General features: G+C 69.3%; 12 protein-coding genes and 1 pseudogene. 6 read left to right on the top strand and 7 right to left on the bottom strand.

Annotated features, from left to right (window positions below):
• Positions 1-27 precede the first annotated feature (27 nt).
• From ACIBF5_RS28450 to ACIBF5_RS28440, 3 genes are all read left to right on the top strand, one after another.
• On the top strand, positions 28-1,200 hold the full coding sequence (locus ACIBF5_RS28450) for a multicopper oxidase domain-containing protein (RefSeq protein ID WP_396815964.1): 1,173 nt from the start codon (positions 28-30) through the stop codon (positions 1,198-1,200).
• A 71-nt stretch (positions 1,201-1,271) separates the two neighbouring features.
• A complete protein-coding gene (locus ACIBF5_RS28445) occupies positions 1,272-5,348 on the top strand; it encodes a ThuA domain-containing protein (protein WP_396815963.1) in 4,077 nt (1,358 codons plus the stop codon).
• Positions 5,349-5,518: 170 nt separating this feature from the next.
• Positions 5,519-6,487: a polysaccharide deacetylase family protein gene (locus ACIBF5_RS28440; protein WP_396815962.1), complete on the top strand. Its 969-nt coding sequence runs from the start codon at positions 5,519-5,521 to the stop codon at positions 6,485-6,487.
• 107 nt (positions 6,488-6,594) lie between these two features.
• Here the strand turns inward: ACIBF5_RS28440 and ACIBF5_RS28435 are convergent.
• The 6 genes and pseudogenes from ACIBF5_RS28435 to ACIBF5_RS28410 all read right to left on the bottom strand — a co-directional run.
• Positions 6,595-6,993: pseudogene (locus ACIBF5_RS28435) on the bottom strand (LLM class flavin-dependent oxidoreductase); the annotation flags it as partial.
• 66 nt (positions 6,994-7,059) lie between these two features.
• A complete protein-coding gene (locus ACIBF5_RS28430; RefSeq protein WP_396815961.1) occupies positions 7,060-7,575 on the bottom strand; it encodes a MarR family winged helix-turn-helix transcriptional regulator in 516 nt (171 codons plus the stop codon).
• 231 nt (positions 7,576-7,806) lie between these two features.
• A complete protein-coding gene (locus ACIBF5_RS28425; RefSeq protein ID WP_396815960.1) occupies positions 7,807-9,543 on the bottom strand; it encodes an ABC transporter ATP-binding protein in 1,737 nt (578 codons plus the stop codon).
• Positions 9,540-11,213: an ABC transporter substrate-binding protein gene (locus ACIBF5_RS28420; RefSeq protein WP_396815959.1), complete on the bottom strand. Its 1,674-nt coding sequence runs from the start codon at positions 11,211-11,213 to the stop codon at positions 9,540-9,542. The genes ACIBF5_RS28425 and ACIBF5_RS28420 overlap by 4 nt, the downstream gene beginning before the upstream one ends.
• An 88-nt stretch (positions 11,214-11,301) precedes the next feature.
• Positions 11,302-12,294 carry an ABC transporter permease gene (locus ACIBF5_RS28415; RefSeq protein WP_396815958.1) on the bottom strand — a complete coding sequence of 331 codons (993 nt, stop codon included), beginning with the start codon at positions 12,292-12,294 and terminating at the stop codon, positions 11,302-11,304.
• On the bottom strand, positions 12,291-13,229 hold the full coding sequence (locus ACIBF5_RS28410; RefSeq protein WP_396815957.1) for an ABC transporter permease: 939 nt from the start codon (positions 13,227-13,229) through the stop codon (positions 12,291-12,293). The genes ACIBF5_RS28415 and ACIBF5_RS28410 overlap by 4 nt, the downstream gene beginning before the upstream one ends.
• A gap of 632 nt (positions 13,230-13,861) precedes the next feature.
• On the opposite strand from ACIBF5_RS28410, the gene ACIBF5_RS28405 reads away from it, so the two are divergent.
• Positions 13,862-14,170, top strand: a complete 309-nt coding sequence (locus ACIBF5_RS28405) for a hypothetical protein (protein ID WP_396815956.1) — start codon at positions 13,862-13,864, stop codon at positions 14,168-14,170.
• Here ACIBF5_RS28405 and cutA read toward each other — a convergent pair.
• Positions 14,112-14,447, bottom strand: a complete 336-nt coding sequence (gene cutA, locus ACIBF5_RS28400; RefSeq protein ID WP_396815955.1) for a divalent-cation tolerance protein CutA — start codon at positions 14,445-14,447, stop codon at positions 14,112-14,114. The genes ACIBF5_RS28405 and cutA overlap by 59 nt on opposite strands.
• A 215-nt stretch (positions 14,448-14,662) precedes the next feature.
• Here cutA and ACIBF5_RS28395 point away from each other — a divergent pair, with 215 nt between their 5' ends.
• Together ACIBF5_RS28395 and ACIBF5_RS28390 are read left to right on the top strand one after the other, a co-directional pair.
• Positions 14,663-14,890: a hypothetical protein gene (locus ACIBF5_RS28395; RefSeq protein WP_396815954.1), complete on the top strand. Its 228-nt coding sequence runs from the start codon at positions 14,663-14,665 to the stop codon at positions 14,888-14,890.
• Complete coding sequence (locus ACIBF5_RS28390; protein ID WP_396815953.1) at positions 14,887-15,048, top strand: hypothetical protein; 162 nt, start codon at positions 14,887-14,889, stop codon at positions 15,046-15,048. Before ACIBF5_RS28395 ends, ACIBF5_RS28390 begins: the two co-directional genes overlap by 4 nt.
• Positions 15,049-15,223: the final 175 nt, after the last annotated feature.

The following is a 15,223-nucleotide window of genomic DNA, read 5'->3' as shown; positions in this document are numbered from 1 at the left end:
GGACAGATTCTCTCCGGGAGGTGGCCGATGACCTCGGTGACCGAGTCGCCGGGCGAACGCCCGGCGGCCCCGGCCCGGTTCCTCGGATCGAGTGCCGGCCGAGCGCTGATGGTGGTCGTGGTCCTGCTGGCGACGATCGGCGGCGCGGGTGGGCTGGCGCTCGCCCGTGACTCGGGCGCGCGTTCGGCCGAGCGGCCCGAGGGCTGCGTCGCACCCGACCGGCGGGTGCAGTTGTACGCGGTGGAACTGCCCCGGGACCCGGCGACCAACCAGATCCGGCTCGGGTACGGGCTGACGCCGCAGACGGCGTCGTACCCCGGCCCGACGATGGAAATGATCGAGGGCGAGTGCCTCGCGATCACGCTGCACAACCAGGTGCCGGTGGCCACCCTGGAGCAGTTGCGCACCGACCCCACCCATCCGCTCGGGGTCTCGTTGCACGCGCACGGCATCAAGTACACCCAGCAGTCCGACGGCACGGTGCACAGCGGCTCGTACGTGCCGCCGGGCGCGTCGCGTACGTACACCTGGTTTGCCAAGCCCCGGGACAGTCGTGGTTCGCAGGGCACGGCGGGCTACTGGTGGTACCACGACCACACGGTCGGCGGGCCGCACGGGACCCAGGGTCTCGGCGCGGGACTGTTCGGCGGGCTCGTGGTGCGCCGGCAGGGGGACGTCCGGCCGGACCGGACCTACGTGACCGCCTTCGGTGACCGCCAGACGATCAACCTGCGGCGCAGCCAGGACGCGGACAAGTGCGACGAGGCGAACCCGCAGCCCGGCCCGACCTGCATGATCGCCAAGATCGGCGAGCGGATCGAGTTCATCGTCATCGGCATCGGTAACGACATGCACACGTTCCACCTGCACGGGCACTCCTGGGCGGACACCCGGACGGGCATGGTCGAGGGGGCCAACAAGGCTCTGATCGACTCGATCCCGATCATCGACAACCGGACCCTCGGCCCTGGTGACAGCTTCGGCGTTCAGGTCCTTGCCGGTGACTCGGTGGGACCTGGTCACTGGATGCTGCACTGCCACATGCAGTTCCACTCCGACCAGGGCATGTCGACGATGCTGCACGTGCTCGACGAGAACGGGGCGATGCCGCCGCACGGCGGCCCGGTTCCGACCGCGCCGGCAGGGTCCGGCTCGGCGACGGCCGGCGACGCGGCGGCCACCCACAACAACCATCGCTGAGTCATGGCGATCTGACCCCATTGAACCCGCACACCACCAGAAGGACTTTCGTACCCTCTCAAGGAGGAGAAATGGCCCAAGAACGCCATTTCCAGATGTCCCGAATGGTCGGACGGCTCCGTCCCGACCCTGCCAACCCTCCACCTCCCGCCCCGGCCGGTGTTCTCCGGTCGCGTGGCCGGGGCGCCGGACCGATCCGTCGCGCGGTCGCGCTGGCGTCGAGCGCCGCTCTGGTGTTCGGCCTGCTGACCACGCCCGCCTCGGCCGCCCCGGACCAGGGCGTGGCCCAGGCGTCGCCGACCTGGGGCAACCAGGTGGTGAACGTCCTGGTCTTCCACGGTCCGGCGGCCTCGCAGGACGACCCGGTCGTCAAGGCCGTCAACACCATCAGGAAGCTGGGTAGCGAGAACGGCTTCTACGTCCACGACTCCGACGACCCGTCGGTCTTCACCCCGGACAACCTGGCCCGCTACCGCAGCGTGGTGTTCCTGTCGGCCAACGGGGTGACGCTGAACGACGCGCAGGAGGCGGCGTTCCAGGCGTACGTCAAGGGCGGCGGCGGCTTCGTCGGCATCCACGACGCGGCCCGCGCGCAGCCCGGCTCGGAGTGGTTCACCGGTCTGATCGGGACCCGCCCGGCGGCGAGTCTGCCGAACGCGGAGAAGATCGAGAGCGTCACGGCGAGCGGCAACAACCCGCCGAACGAGATCGTGCAGAACCTGATCGACGGCGCGACCGGCACCAAGTGGTTGACCCAGTCGCGGACCGGCTGGGTGACCGCGAAGCTCGGCGCGCCGAAGGCGGTGGCGCAGTACGCGCTGACCTCGGCGAACGACTTCCAGGGCCGTGACCCGAGGGACTGGACCCTGCAGGGGTCCGCGGACGGCAACAACTGGACGAACCTGGACACCCGCAGCGGCGAGACCTTCTCGCAGCGGTTCCAGACCAGGCAGTTCACGTTCACCAACACCCAGGCGTACCAGTACTACCGGCTCAACATCACCGCGAACAGCGGTGAGCCGCTGATCCAGTTGGCCGAGCTGTGGCTGATCGGGCCCGACGCCGGGCCGGCACCGGAGAACACGGTGCAGCAGGCGGTCGTGGACCTGGTCGACCGGCAGCACCCGGCCAACAAGGGACTGCCGTTGAACTGGACCCGGTCGGACCAGTGGATGAACTGGGATCCGAGCCCGGTCGGACGGGTCCACACGATCGCCCAGGTGAAGGAGAACACCTACAACGCGGGGCTCGGGGGCAACGGCGCGTTCCACCCGATCTCGTGGTGCCGTGACTACGACGGCGGGCGGTCGTTCTACACCGGCATGGGCCGCACCGAGGCCAGCTACACCACGGACGCGCAGTTCCGCAGCCACCTGCTCGGGGCGCTTCAGTGGACGACCGGTACGGTCCGTGGCGACTGCCAGGCGACCATCGCGTCGAACTACCGCGTCGAGCGGTTGACCACCACGAACCAGTCCGGTCAGCTCGACCAGATCGGCGAGCCGCACGGCCTGACCGTCGCCCCCGACGGCAAGGTCTTCTACATCGGCAAGGCCGCCTGCGCGACCGGGGCGGTTGCCGACTGGAACAACCCGAACGTGGGTCTGGGCTGCGGCACGATTCACCAGTGGGACCCGAAGACCAAGCAGGTCAAGCTCCTCACCACGCTGAAGGTGATGGGCAACCGGGGCAGCGGCAGCGAACTGGTGAAGAACGAGGAGGGCCTGGTCGGCATCACCCTCGACCCGAAGTTCGCGGAGAACGGGTGGTTCTACGTCTACTGGATGCCGCACGAGTCGATCGACCGGGTGAAGCGGATCGGTCAGCGTACGGTCTCGCGGTTCACGTACAACGCCGCGCAGGCGACGATCGACCAGAACACCCGCAAGGACCTGCTGCACTGGGACACCCAGATCCACAGCTGCTGCCACGCGGGCGGTGGCATGACGTTCGACGAGTCCGGCAACCTCTACATCGGTAGCGGTGACAGCAACTCTTCCGGTGGTTCGGACGGTTACTCGGGCAACAACTGGACCCAGGCGTACGAGGGCACCTCGTTCCAGGACGCCCGCCGTACCTCGGGCAACACGAACGACCTCAACGGCAAGATCATCCGTATCCACCCGGAGGCGGACGGGACCTACACGATCCCCGAGGGCAACCTCTTCACCGGTCAGGAGGAGGGCGGCGGCAAGAGCCGTCCGGAGATCTACGTGATGGGCGTGCGCAACATCGCCCGGATCGCCTGGGACCCGGTGAACGACTGGCTCACCGCCGCGTGGGTCGGCCCGGACGCGGGTGCGCCGAGCCCGGAGCTGGGCCCGGCGAAGTACGAGACCGCGACGATCATCACGTCGGCGGGCAACCAGGGTTGGCCGTACTGCATGGGTAACGGGCAGCCGTACCGTGATCGCAGCAGCACCGACGCCACGGTCCTGACCGGCTGGTACGACTGCGACAACCTGAAGAACGAGTCGCCGCGCAACACCGGTCTGGTCAACATCCCGCCGGCCCGGGACAACATGATCTGGTACTCGCCGCAGGGTGGTGGGCCGGTCTTCCCGACCCGCACCGACGGCAGTGGCCTGCCGAGCTACAAGGCGGAGGAGGCCACCTTCACCCAGCCGTACCTGAGCGGTGGCGGCCAGGCGATCATGGACGGCCCGACGTACCAGCGCTCCAAGGTCGACGTCAACAGCGGCGTCGCGTGGCCGGCGTACTGGGACAACAAGTGGTTCATCGGTGACCAGTCCAACTCCAACAACCGGATCGCGGTCACCGTCGATCCGAGCAAGGTCGCGCAAGCCGGGGCCCCGGCCTTCGCCGAGGATCTGCGCAGCATCATCCCCGGCGGTAGCGGCACCACCCAGCTCCAGTCGTGGATGGACGCGAAGTTCGGCCCCGACGGTGCGCTCTACATGCTCGACTACGCCGGTGGCTTCTTCAGCCTGCACGCGAACCAGAAGCTGATCCGGATCACCTACCAGGGTGGTCAGGCGACCCCGAACCCGAGCCTGGCCACGGCCCGGTCGGTCACGCCGAGCCAGCCGCGGACCGTCGCGTTCTCGGCGAACCGGGTCGGTGGCGTGGCGTGGGAGTGGGACTTCGGCGACGGCAGCAAGCCCTCGACCCAGGCTCACCCGACGCACATCTACAAGCGGTACGGCACCTTCCAGGCAACGGTGAAGGTGACCTACGCCAACGGTGAGGTTGTCACCGGGAAGGTCGACGTCAACGCCGGCTGCACCGCGGCCGACGCCCGGCCGACGGTCTGGCTGCTCGACGCCGACACCGGGGTCGCCAATCGGCAGGCCGGCGGTGGCTGCACGATCAACGACCTGATCGACGACGAGAGCACCTGGCCGAACAAGGGTGCGTTCGTCAGCCACCTCGACGATGTGCTCGCCGAGCTGAGCGCGGCACACATCATCGACAACCGTGAGGTGACGAAGCTGCGCCGGGCGGGTTCGCAGTCCCCGATCGGCCTGGCCGCCGGGTACAAGCCGATCTTCGACGGGTCGGCGTACTCGCTCGCGGGTTGGCGTCAGGCGCCCAGCGGGTCGTTCTCGCTGCGTCCCGACGGTTCGATCCGCAGCTCCGGCGGGCTCGGCATGCTGTGGTACGCGGACCAGGAGCTTGCCGACTACTCGATCAAGATGCAGTTCCGGGACATCTCCCCGGAGGGCTTCCGGGCGAACAGCGGTCTCTTCGTACGCTTCCCGGACCCGCGCATCCCGCTGGAGCAGCGTCCGGCCGGCAGTTGTGGCACGGTGGGTTCGGCCCGCAGCTCCCAGGCATGGGTCGCGATCTACTGCGGCCACGAGATCCAGATCTACGACGGTGAGACGGGTGAGACGCAGAAGACCGGCTCGGTCTACAACTTCTCGCCGAACACCCTGGACAAGGCCGGGGTGACCCCGAAGAACCAGTGGAACGACTACGAGATCCGCGTGGTCGGCCAGCACTACACGATGATCCGCAACGGTGTGGTGATCAGCGAGTTCGACAACACGCCGGGCAAGCAGTCGTCCCGCCAGGGTGACCCGCCCACCGACCTGCGGCAGTTCCTCAGCGGTTACGTCGGGTTGCAGAACCACGGCAACAACGACCTGATCGAGTTCCGCAACGTGCGGGTGCGCGAACTCTGACCGACCGGTGCCGGGTACGGGCGCGATGCCCGTACCCGGCACTGTGCCGGGCTCGACGCACCAGGCCGGCGGCCGGTGCGGGGTCGGGCCAGGCGAATGCGAGAACCGTCCGTTTCTTTGGCAAATCGGACGTACCCTGAGGGCCAGGTACGGCGCTGGAGGGGGCCGGCATGGCAGCGATGGGTGATGGCCGCTCGCCGGCCGGCCGGTACGGAGACCGCGGGGCCGGTCCGTCCCGCCTGTCCCTGATCATGATCCTGACGTTGGCGGTCGGCTCGATCCTGGGTGCCGTGTACGTCACCGGCCGGGCGGTCGGTACGCCTGAGCAAACGCACCACCCGGTGGCTGCCCCGACCTCGCTGGACGCGTCCCGCGTCGCCACCGCCGCACCTTCGTCGGACGCCGATCCGGGAACGACACAGCCCCCGCCACCGGCGCCGTCCTCGGCCGCCCCCGCGACCTCCGATCCGGGCCCGGACCCCGCCGCCGACCCTGCCCGGTCGACGCCCGAGGGAAGTGGCCCCTACGGCAGCCGGATCAGCACCGGCTCCCGCGACGTGGCGCTCACCTTCGATGACGGCCCGAACCCGGAATTCACCCCGAAGGTCCTCGCCGAACTGGAGCGTCACCAGGTCAAGGCGACCTTCTGCCTGGTCGGTGAGCTGGCTGCGGCGTACCCGGAACTGGTCCGGGCGATCGCCGCCGCCGGCCATACCCTCTGCAACCATTCCTGGTCCCACGACCCGACCCTGGGCAGCCGGACGAAAACAGCCATCCGGGCCGACCTGACCCGTACCAACGCCGCCATTCGGGCCGCGGTTCCGGACGCCGAGATCGCCTACTACCGCCAACCGTACGGCGGGTGGACGGCCACGTCGGTGGCGACCGCGTGGGAACTCGGCATGACACCGGTGCACTGGGACGTGGACTCGCTGGACTACAACCGACCCGGTGCGGGCCGTATCGCGTCGATCGTCACCGGGCGCGTGGGCGCCGGCTCCGTCGTGTTGATGCACGACGCTGGCGGCAACCGGCAACAAACCGTCGACGCGCTCCGGACGATCCTGCCCGACCTGCTTCGGAGGTTCAGCGTGACGGCCCTGCCGACCGGGCCACCCCGGACTCCCGCCGACCGGTAGTCCGTCGTACGGCAGCAGCTTCCAGGGTCGACGATGTCAGGACAGCAGTTCGCGGACCCGGGGGATGACCTGTCGAAGCGGGTGGCACGCAGAGCGGTCAGGTTGGTGGCGATCTTCCGTGCCACGGTCTCCGGTGACCCGACGTAGAGCGCGCCCTGCGGCCCGATCTCGTACCGGAAGGACTCCTTTGTCGGTACGGCGAATCCCCGGGTCCTGCTGACCTTCCGGATGACCTCCAGATAGCGGGGCCAGAACTCGTCGAGGGCCTGCTCGTCGGTGGCGGCGACGTGTCCGGGGGAGTGCACCCCGATCGGTCGGGTGGGCTGTCCGAGCTGCTCCAATGCCTGGTGGAAGAGCTGGGAGAAGGGCGCGAACCGGGTGGGGGATCCGCCGATGATCGCGAGCATCAGGGAGTAGCCGTACCGCGCGGCGCGGATGACCGACTGGGGGCTGCCGCCGACGCCGATCCACGCCGGGAAGGAGCCGGACTCGGGGTACGGCACCACGTCACGCCGACCTGGTCGGCGAGAACGCCTTCCTCGCGAGCCGAGGTGGGGCGGACGTGCCGTCGGTCATGCTTGTTCCTCCCCGGCGTGCGCGGTGACCGGCTGCGGGTGGAGGTGTTCCTGCAACGCCCGCAGGATGTCGGCGAGCGCGTCGAACTGCTCGGGCGTCAGTGCGTCGCCGAAGTGTTGTTTGATGGCCCGCAGATGGGGTGCGGTGGCGGCCCGGAAGATCTGTGCCCCGTCGTCGGTGAGCGAGATCTCGGAACCTCGGTTGTCCGTGGCGCACTCGTCTCGACGGACCAGCCCTCGCCGCTCCATCCGACGCAGGTGGTGGGAGAGCCGACTCCGTTCCCAGTCGATGCTCGCCGCGAGCTCCGATGACCGCAGCCGCGTGCCGTCTGTCTCGCTCAGAGCGAGCAGCACCTGGTAGTCGGCCGGCGAGAGGTTCGAGTCCCGGGCCAGTTGTGCTCCCATCAGCTTGCGAAGATCATCTGTCGTGTCGATCAACGCTCGCCATGTCGCCAGCTCCCTGGTTGTCATCCGCCGCCGGGCTGCCGTGGCCGTGGCTTCGTCGTCCCGCATGCTCCGCTCCCCATCCGCTTGACGCCTCAAGGTTAGCCCACTTGTTGACGCGTCAACATTGACGCGTCCATCACAATCGCGGCGGGCACGCGCGGGAGGGCGACATCCCGTGTCGCCGGAACATGGAGGCGCGGAACCGAGTGGCTCTTGGTCGCGAATGCTCGGCCAGCTACGGGCGGGTCTTCCGGAGACTGTTCCCGGGAGACCCGCCGTTCGCGTACCCGGAGCCGGTCAGGCGGCGGGCGCGTTGACCAGACGCCAGGCCGCGCGTCGTGCCGCCTGCTGGCGTGGGTCGGCGACCGGTGCCGCCGCCAGCAACCGCTGGGTGTACGGATGCGTCGGCGAATGCAACACCGTGCCCGTCTCGCCCTGCTCTACCACCCGACCGTGGTGCATCACCACGACCCGGTCGGCGAGTTGCCGCACCACGGCGAGATCGTGGCTGATGAACAGGCAGGCGAAGTCGAACTGCTGCTGAAGTGACCGAAGCAGTTCCAGGATCCGCGCCTGCACCGAGACGTCCAGTGCGCTGGTCGGCTCGTCGGCGATCAGGATCGCCGGGTTCAGTGCGATCGCACGGGCGATCGCCACCCGTTGGCGCTGGCCACCGGAGAACTCGTACGGGTAGCGGTCGCGCCGGGACGCACCGAGCTGGACCGCCTCAAGTAGTTCGTCCACCCGTCGCCGCAGTGCCGGCCCACGCAGTTGGCTGTGCAGCATCAGCGGCTCGCCGATGCTGTCGGCGACGGTCAGGCGGGGATTCAACGACGAGGCGGGGTCCTGGAAGACGATCCCGATCCGGGATCGGATCTGGCGCAGTGCTCGGCTGTGCCGTCTCGGGTGCCGGGCCGCCTGGCCGATATCGGTGCCCGCGACCAGCACCGTGCCGGAGGTCACCGGCACGAGTCCGGCCAGGGCGCGGCCGATGGTCGACTTGCCGGAGCCGGACTCACCGACCAGGCCGAGCAACTCCGCCCGGTGGATGTGCAGTGAGACCTGGTCGACGGCGCGGACCCGATCGCCGGCCCGCCGACCGGGATAGTCGACGGTGAGTTCGCGCAGGAGCACCACCGGAGCCGGCGCGTTCTCAGCCGGCGTGGGAGTTCGCGCCGGCTGCTCGGACACGGTGGCCCGGGGCGACGGCACCCCCGTTGCGGGAAGCCGCAGTTCGTCGAGCCGGGGTACGGCGCGCAGCAGGGTACGGGTGTACTCGTGCTCCGGCGCGTCGAACAGTCGGGACACCGGGGCCTGTTCGACCACCTCGCCGGCACGCAGCACCACCACGTCGTCGGCGATGTCGGCGACCACACCCATGTCGTGGGTGATCAGCAGGATCGACATGTCGAGTCGGGCGCGCAGGTCGCGGAGCAGGTCGAGGATGCCCGCCTGCACGGTCACGTCCAGGGCGGTGGTGGGCTCGTCGGCGATCAGCAGCACCGGGTCGCAACTGATCGCCATCGCGATCATCGCCCGTTGCAACTGCCCACCGGAGAGTTCGTGTGGGTAGGACCGGGCCACCCGGCCCGGGTCGTCGAGACCGACCAGCCCGAGCAGTTCCCGGACCCGCGCGGTGAGCGCCGCCCGGTCCAGGTCCCGGTGTGCGCGGATCGCCTCCCCGATCTGGTCGCCGATGGTGAAGACCGGGTTCAGCGCGGTCATCGGTTCCTGGAAGATGGTGCCGATCCGGCCGCCCCGCACGGTCCGCAGCAGCCCCGGCTCGGCTCCGGTCAGCCGTACCCCGTCGAGGACGATGCTGCCGCTCACCCGCGCGTTGTACGGCAGCAACCCCAGGGCTGCCATGGCGGTGACGCTCTTGCCCGAGCCGGACTCGCCGACCAGGGCGAGGACGTGCCCGCGACGCAGCTCGAAAGCCACGTCGCGGGTCGCCTCGTGCGTCACGCCGTCCACCTCGAAGGAGATGGTGAGGTTCTCCACCGTCAGCAGCGGCGGCGTATCGGACACGGTCATCCCTGCTTCAGCGATACCTTCAGGTAGTTCGGGTACGCGGGGAAGGCCGCGACGAAGAAGTTCTCCACGTTCGAACCGCGCAGGAACGAGTTCTTCGTGTAGGTCAGCGGAACCACCGGGGAGTCCTGGAGGATCCGCTTGTCCGCCTGCGCCCACAGCGCCTGCGCCTTGGCCGGATCGGTCTCGGCGGTGGCCTGGCTGATCAGGGCGTCCACCTCGGGCTGGGAGTAGCGGGACAGGTTGGATCCCCCGCCGCCGATCTCGCTCGACGCGAAGAGCGGCTGGATGTTGCCGTTCGCGCTCGGGAAGTCCGGCTGCCAGCTGCTGACCGTCAGGTCGTAGTCGCCCCGGTCGCCGGTGATCTCGTCGATGACCGTGGTCTCGTCGGCGGGCTTGATCGTGACGGTGATGCCGGCCCGCTGCAACCCCTGCTGGATCGCCTGCGCCTGGGAGAGGTGCACCTGGTCGTTCTCGGAGAGCAGGACCAGGTTCAGGTTCGTCTGACCGGCCTCGGTGAGCAACTGCTTGGCCTTCGCCGGGTCACCGGACGGGTCGGTCGGGTAGAGGTCGTACTCGACCCGACCGGCGATGCCCGGCGTGATCAGGGTGCTGGCCAGCGCGCCACCGATCGCACCGCCCGAGCTGACCTGGTAGGCCCTCTTGTCGACCGCGTACTGGATCGCCTGGCGCACCTTGAGGTCCTTGAGCGCGTCACGTCGGGTGTTGATCGCCAGGTACGAGAGCGCGCCCGGGTCGGAGGTGACCAGGCGCTGCTTCGCCGCCGGGTTCTGCTCGATCTGGACGAGCTGGGCAGGCGGGACGAAGCCGGCGCCGAAGGCGAACTTGTCGTCGCCGGCGTCGGCGATCAGCCGCTGCGCGGCGACGGTGGTGTCCTGGCCGAGCTGGAAGACCACCTGGTCCGGGCCGGCGGTGCGCACCGGGTCGGTCGCCGGGTCCCAGTTCGGGTTCCGCTTCAGCTTCACCGAGGTGCCCTGCTGGTACGACTCCACCTGGTAGGGGCCGGAGGCGAGCGGGTTCTGGTTGTAGAGCTTCGGGTCGTCCTTCGCCTTCGGTACGGGCGTGAACGCCGGCATCGATGCGATCCAGGGCCAGTCCCCGTACGCGGTCTTGAGGTGGAAGACGATGGTCTTGGCGTCCGGGGTCTGCACCGAGGCGAGCTCTGCGCCGGCGTACGGCCCCTTGTAGTCGGTGGCGCCGTCGAGCAGGTTCTTGTGGTAGCCGAGGCCGCCGGAGAGCTCGGGCGCGAAGGAGCGCTCGATGCCGTACTTCACGTCGGCCGAGGTGATCTCCGTGCCGTCGGCGTACTTGAGCCCGTCCTTGAGCGTGTAGGTCCAGGTCTTGCCGCTGTCGCTGCTGCGACCGGTGTCCGTGGCGAGGTCCGGCACGACCTGCGCCGGCTTGCCCGGCTGGACATCCCAGGTGGTGAGCCGGCGCAGTACCAGGCCGAGGGTGGTGATGGCCAGGTTCTGGCTCTTCGCCGGGTCGAAGTTGATGTCGGTGGCCGCGCTGAGGATGGTCAGCGTGCCGCCCTTCGCGGTGCCGGTGGTCGACCCGCCGGCGTTCGGTGCCGCCGTCGGGTTCGCGTTGCAGGCCGTCAACGCGAGCAACACGCTCAACGTCGCCCCGCCCAGGGCCAGGGATCTTCTCACAGGGGGTTCCTTTCGATGGTGGGCGCGACGCGCCCCCGGGTGGTTGTCGGATCCGCCTGGGCGGCGTCCGAGTCGGGGCCGGCGCGTGTCAGCGCGTCACCCTCGGATCGAGAACCCCGTACACGAGATCCACGAGGAAGTTGGCGAATATCACCAGGAACGCGGAGAAGAGGGTGATCCCGACGATCAGCGGCAGGTCGACGTTGCCGACCGCGTCGAGCAGCAGGGCGCCGAGGCCCTGCATGCTGAACACCCGTTCGCTGATCACCGCACCGCCGAGCAGCGTGCCGAGGTCGAGGCCGAAGACCGTGACCACCGGGATGAGTACGTTGCGCAGCGCGTGCCGGCCGACCACCCGACGCTCCCGCAGTCCCTTGGCGCGGGCGGTGCGGATGTAGTCCTCGCTGAGCACCTCCAGCATCTGCGCCCGGGTCAGCCGTGCGTAGACCGCCGCCGAGAGCAGTGCGAGTACGCACCAGGGCAGCACCAGGTGCCAGGCCCAGCCCACCGGGTCCTCGGTCAGTGGCACGTACCCGCCGACCGGCACCATGTTGAGCGTGAAGCCGAAGAGCAGGATGCCCAGCAGCGCGGCCAGGTAGCTCGGCGTGGAGACACCGATGGTGGCGAGGGACATCGCCGCCCGATCGATCATCGTTCCGCGCCGGACGGCGGCGAACACTCCGGCCGCCACACCGATGACCAGCCAGAGCAGCGCCGCGCCGACAGCGATGGAGAAGGTGACGGGCGCCCGCTCCACGATCAGGTCGGTGACCGAGGCGTTGAGCCGGAACGAGTAGCCGAAGCAGGGCGCGGCGCACTCCACGGCGGCGGCCCCGGAGCCGAAGTGGCGGCCCGCGAAGATTCCGCCGAGGAAGTCGAGATACTGCTGCAACCAGGGCTTGTCGTACCCCATGAAGGCGCTCGCGTCGGCGAGCCGCTGCGGGGTGCAGGGCTTGCCGCAGGAGAGTTGGGCGGGGTCCGCAGGCAGCAGGTAGAAGACCGCGTACGTCAGCACGCTGATGACCAGCAGGGTGCCGACCATGCCGAGCAACCGTAGGGCGACGTGTCGCAGGGTTTTCATCGCCGTACCCCTCGGGTGCGTGGGTCCAGTGCGTCGCGCAGCCCGTCGCCGAGCAGGTTGAAGGCGAGCGTGGTGAGGAAGAGGGCCATGCCCGGGAAGACCAGGAACATCGGGTCGGTCTGCACCCAGGAGATGGCGTCGCCGATCGAACGTCCCCACGCCGGCGTCGGTGGCGGCACCCCAACCCCGAGGAAGGAGAGCGCCGCCTCCGCGCCGATCATCCCGGGGATCATCATCGTGGTGTAGACGATGACCGTGGACCACAGGTTCGGCAGCAGTTGACGTCTGAGGAGGTGTCCCGGGGGTGCGCCGAGCGCGGTGGCGGCGACGACGAAGGTGCGTCGTTTCAGGGCCATCGTCTGGCCACGTACGACCCGGGCGATCGACGGCCAGCCGAAGAGCCCGATGACCAGGATGACGAGGAGTTGCTTGGGGAAGCTGGCCGGTGCGATCGCGCCGAGCGCGATGACGAAGATCAGCCAGGGGAAACCGAGCAGTACGTCGATGATCCGGCTCAGCACCCGGTCGTACCAGCCACCGAAGAAGCCGGCGGTGACACCGGAGACGACCCCGATCAGCACCGACAGTACGGTCGCGCCGATTCCGACCAGGAAGGACGTACGGGCGCCGTACACCACGATGGCGAAGAGGTCCCGTCCGGTCATCGGCTCCACGCCGAACCAGTGCTCGGCGCTGATCCCACCACCGACGCCGATCGGTGCGCCGGAATCGGAGACCGCCGAGAGGTCGTAGGTGAAGGGGTCCTGCCCCTCGATGGCGCAGAGTAGCGGTGCCGCGACGGCTACCACCAGGAAGAACAGGGCCGTCACGGCACCGGCCATTGCCCAGCGGTCGCCCAGCAGGCGGCGGAGCGGGTGCCGGACCGTCCGCGTTACCGCGAGGTCGGGCGGGGTGAGTGGGGCGTCGACGGACACTGTTCCTCTTCGAAGGTCGTGGAGCGCAGGTGCCGGCTAGCTGCGGGGGCTGGTTCGGCGATGCTGCACGAGCACGACAACCTCCGGACGAAACCGACGTGACGGGTGGGCGCTTGTGGCGCTCACCCGTTCTGCGCCGCCCATCGTAGGGACGTTCTAGATCATCCGCGACGGTCCGATGTTCGCCGACCCGACGGCCAGTTGGCGTGTCGGCTCTCTGGGTGGCGCCGGTCAGGCTGGCTGCCGGAGGTACATGACCACAGGTCAGGGTGGTTGTGGTGAGTGTGGCGGGGGCTGTCGTGTGGCCCGTGTTGCAGTGACGATAGTCGATCGATGTCGCTCCAGGAAGAGACCTACAACACATATCGCTTTAGTAGGAATTAGCGTGCTCCGTAGGATCCGTGACGAACCTGTGACGAGATGTCACGGGTTGTTGCCGAACTTCGGTGGGGTGGCGGGTTGCCGGAGCACGCGGGCTCCCGACCGGGGCTGCCGCCCACTGGTCCCGGATCGTGCCGTGACACGCGTACGGGTTCTCTCGATCGTTAGCTTCCGTGTACCGTCCGAAGTGGCGGCCGGTCGAGGGTAGAGGCCCGGCTTGCCGCCGCCCAGTCCTCTACCGGGAGGCACCGGTGGCCCGCACCACTGATCCATCCTTGTACGACGACACCCACGCTCGCGACAAGGCGCTCTACCTGACGTGGCTCGCGGAGGCGTACCTCGACGCCAACGAACCGGAGCAGGCGTGCGTCACCGCCGGTCGCGCCATGAGCCTCTCGTTCGGTGTCGGGTCAGTCCGGCCAACGAAACGGCTCGACCTGTTCCTCGGCCGCCTCGCTCCCTACGCGGCACTGCCGTGCGTCGGCGACCTGCGCGCCGTAGCTACGGAGTGGGTCCAGCAGCGCCGACTGATTGCCGAAGCCAAGCCAGGCACTCGGTAGACCCAGCGACGATCGGGGTGGCGATGACCTGCGGGTTGCTCCAGGGGTGGCGGGCCAGCAGGTGTGCTTCCAGGGCGTCGTATCGGTCGGCCGTGGTGTAGAGCAGCAGCCGCCACTCCTCCCCGGTGCCCTGCTCGCCGAGGTGCCAGAACACGCTGACGACTGGACCGATCACCTGGGCGTTGCCGGCCAGCCGTGCCGCCACGGCGGACTGTGCGAGGTCGATGGCGGCGGCACGCGTTTCGGTCGCCGTGGCCACCTGGAGGTAGTCGCTCATCGCCGGAGCTTAACGTCGTCTGCGGACGGATCGGGTGAGATGGCGGGCGCTGATCAGCTATCGCTCGCGCTGACCAGGGGCGACGCTGCTGGAGGGCGCGACGACCTTTCAGTTCCAGGTCGTGCGGGGTCGCCGTGCCCACCCCGATCGTGCGGGGACGTGGTCGGCCGGCTTGCTCGTACCACGTCCCCGCACCCCCTGACGTGAGGTGGGCGATGAACAGCACGCGACGGAAGTGGTTCCTGAACCCCGACGACTCGGCACCGGTCGACCCGCCGGCTACGCCGCCGGCACCGGTGCCCATGCCGCCGCCGGTGGTGGTGGACCGGTCGCCCCGGGAGCTGGTGACGCTCGCGGTGGGCGCGGCGACGATCGACGGCTCCCGCCGGTACGGTGCCCGGTCGGCCATGCCCCGTCGGAACTCCGGGCGGTGGTCGGCATGACCAGTGACGCCGAGCGGATGGTGCGGGAGGCGCTGCGGGTGACCGCCGAGCACGCCGACGGCGGTCGGTTTGCCGTGGTGGTGCACCGTATTGCGCCGGCCGGTCACCTGCGCGTGATGCGGGATGACGGCTCTGTTGCGGACGTGTACCTCGTGTGAGTGGTGGTGGTTGGCGGCTACGCGGCGAAAGGGGCAGCCGAGTGGGGGGGGGGGGGGGCGGGCCCCCCCCCCCCCCCCCCCCCCCCCCCCCCGCCGCACCCCCCCCCCCCCCCCCCCCCCCCCCCCCGCCCCCCCCCCCCCCCGCGCGCGCCCCCCCCCCACGAGCGCCCCAACT

The organism is Micromonospora sp. NPDC050417 (assembly GCF_044458865.1).
Classification (GTDB): domain Bacteria; phylum Actinomycetota; class Actinomycetes; order Mycobacteriales; family Micromonosporaceae; genus Micromonospora_G.
This window is presented reverse-complemented; position numbering and strand designations above follow the sequence as displayed.

Coding starts and splice junctions, on each gene's coding strand:
- ACIBF5_RS28450 (WP_396815964.1), top strand. CDS start 28: ATGACCTCGGTGACCGAGTCGCCGGGCGAACGCCCGGCGGCCCCGGCC.
- ACIBF5_RS28445 (WP_396815963.1), top strand. CDS start 1,272: ATGGCCCAAGAACGCCATTTCCAGATGTCCCGAATGGTCGGACGGCTC.
- ACIBF5_RS28440 (WP_396815962.1), top strand. CDS start 5,519: ATGGCAGCGATGGGTGATGGCCGCTCGCCGGCCGGCCGGTACGGAGAC.
- ACIBF5_RS28430 (WP_396815961.1), bottom strand. CDS start 7,575: ATGCGGGACGACGAAGCCACGGCCACGGCAGCCCGGCGGCGGATGACA.
- ACIBF5_RS28425 (WP_396815960.1), bottom strand. CDS start 9,543: ATGACCGTGTCCGATACGCCGCCGCTGCTGACGGTGGAGAACCTCACC.
- ACIBF5_RS28415 (WP_396815958.1), bottom strand. CDS start 12,294: ATGAAAACCCTGCGACACGTCGCCCTACGGTTGCTCGGCATGGTCGGC.
- cutA (WP_396815955.1), bottom strand. CDS start 14,447: ATGAGCGACTACCTCCAGGTGGCCACGGCGACCGAAACGCGTGCCGCC.
- ACIBF5_RS28395 (WP_396815954.1), top strand. CDS start 14,663: ATGAACAGCACGCGACGGAAGTGGTTCCTGAACCCCGACGACTCGGCA.
- ACIBF5_RS28390 (WP_396815953.1), top strand. CDS start 14,887: ATGACCAGTGACGCCGAGCGGATGGTGCGGGAGGCGCTGCGGGTGACC.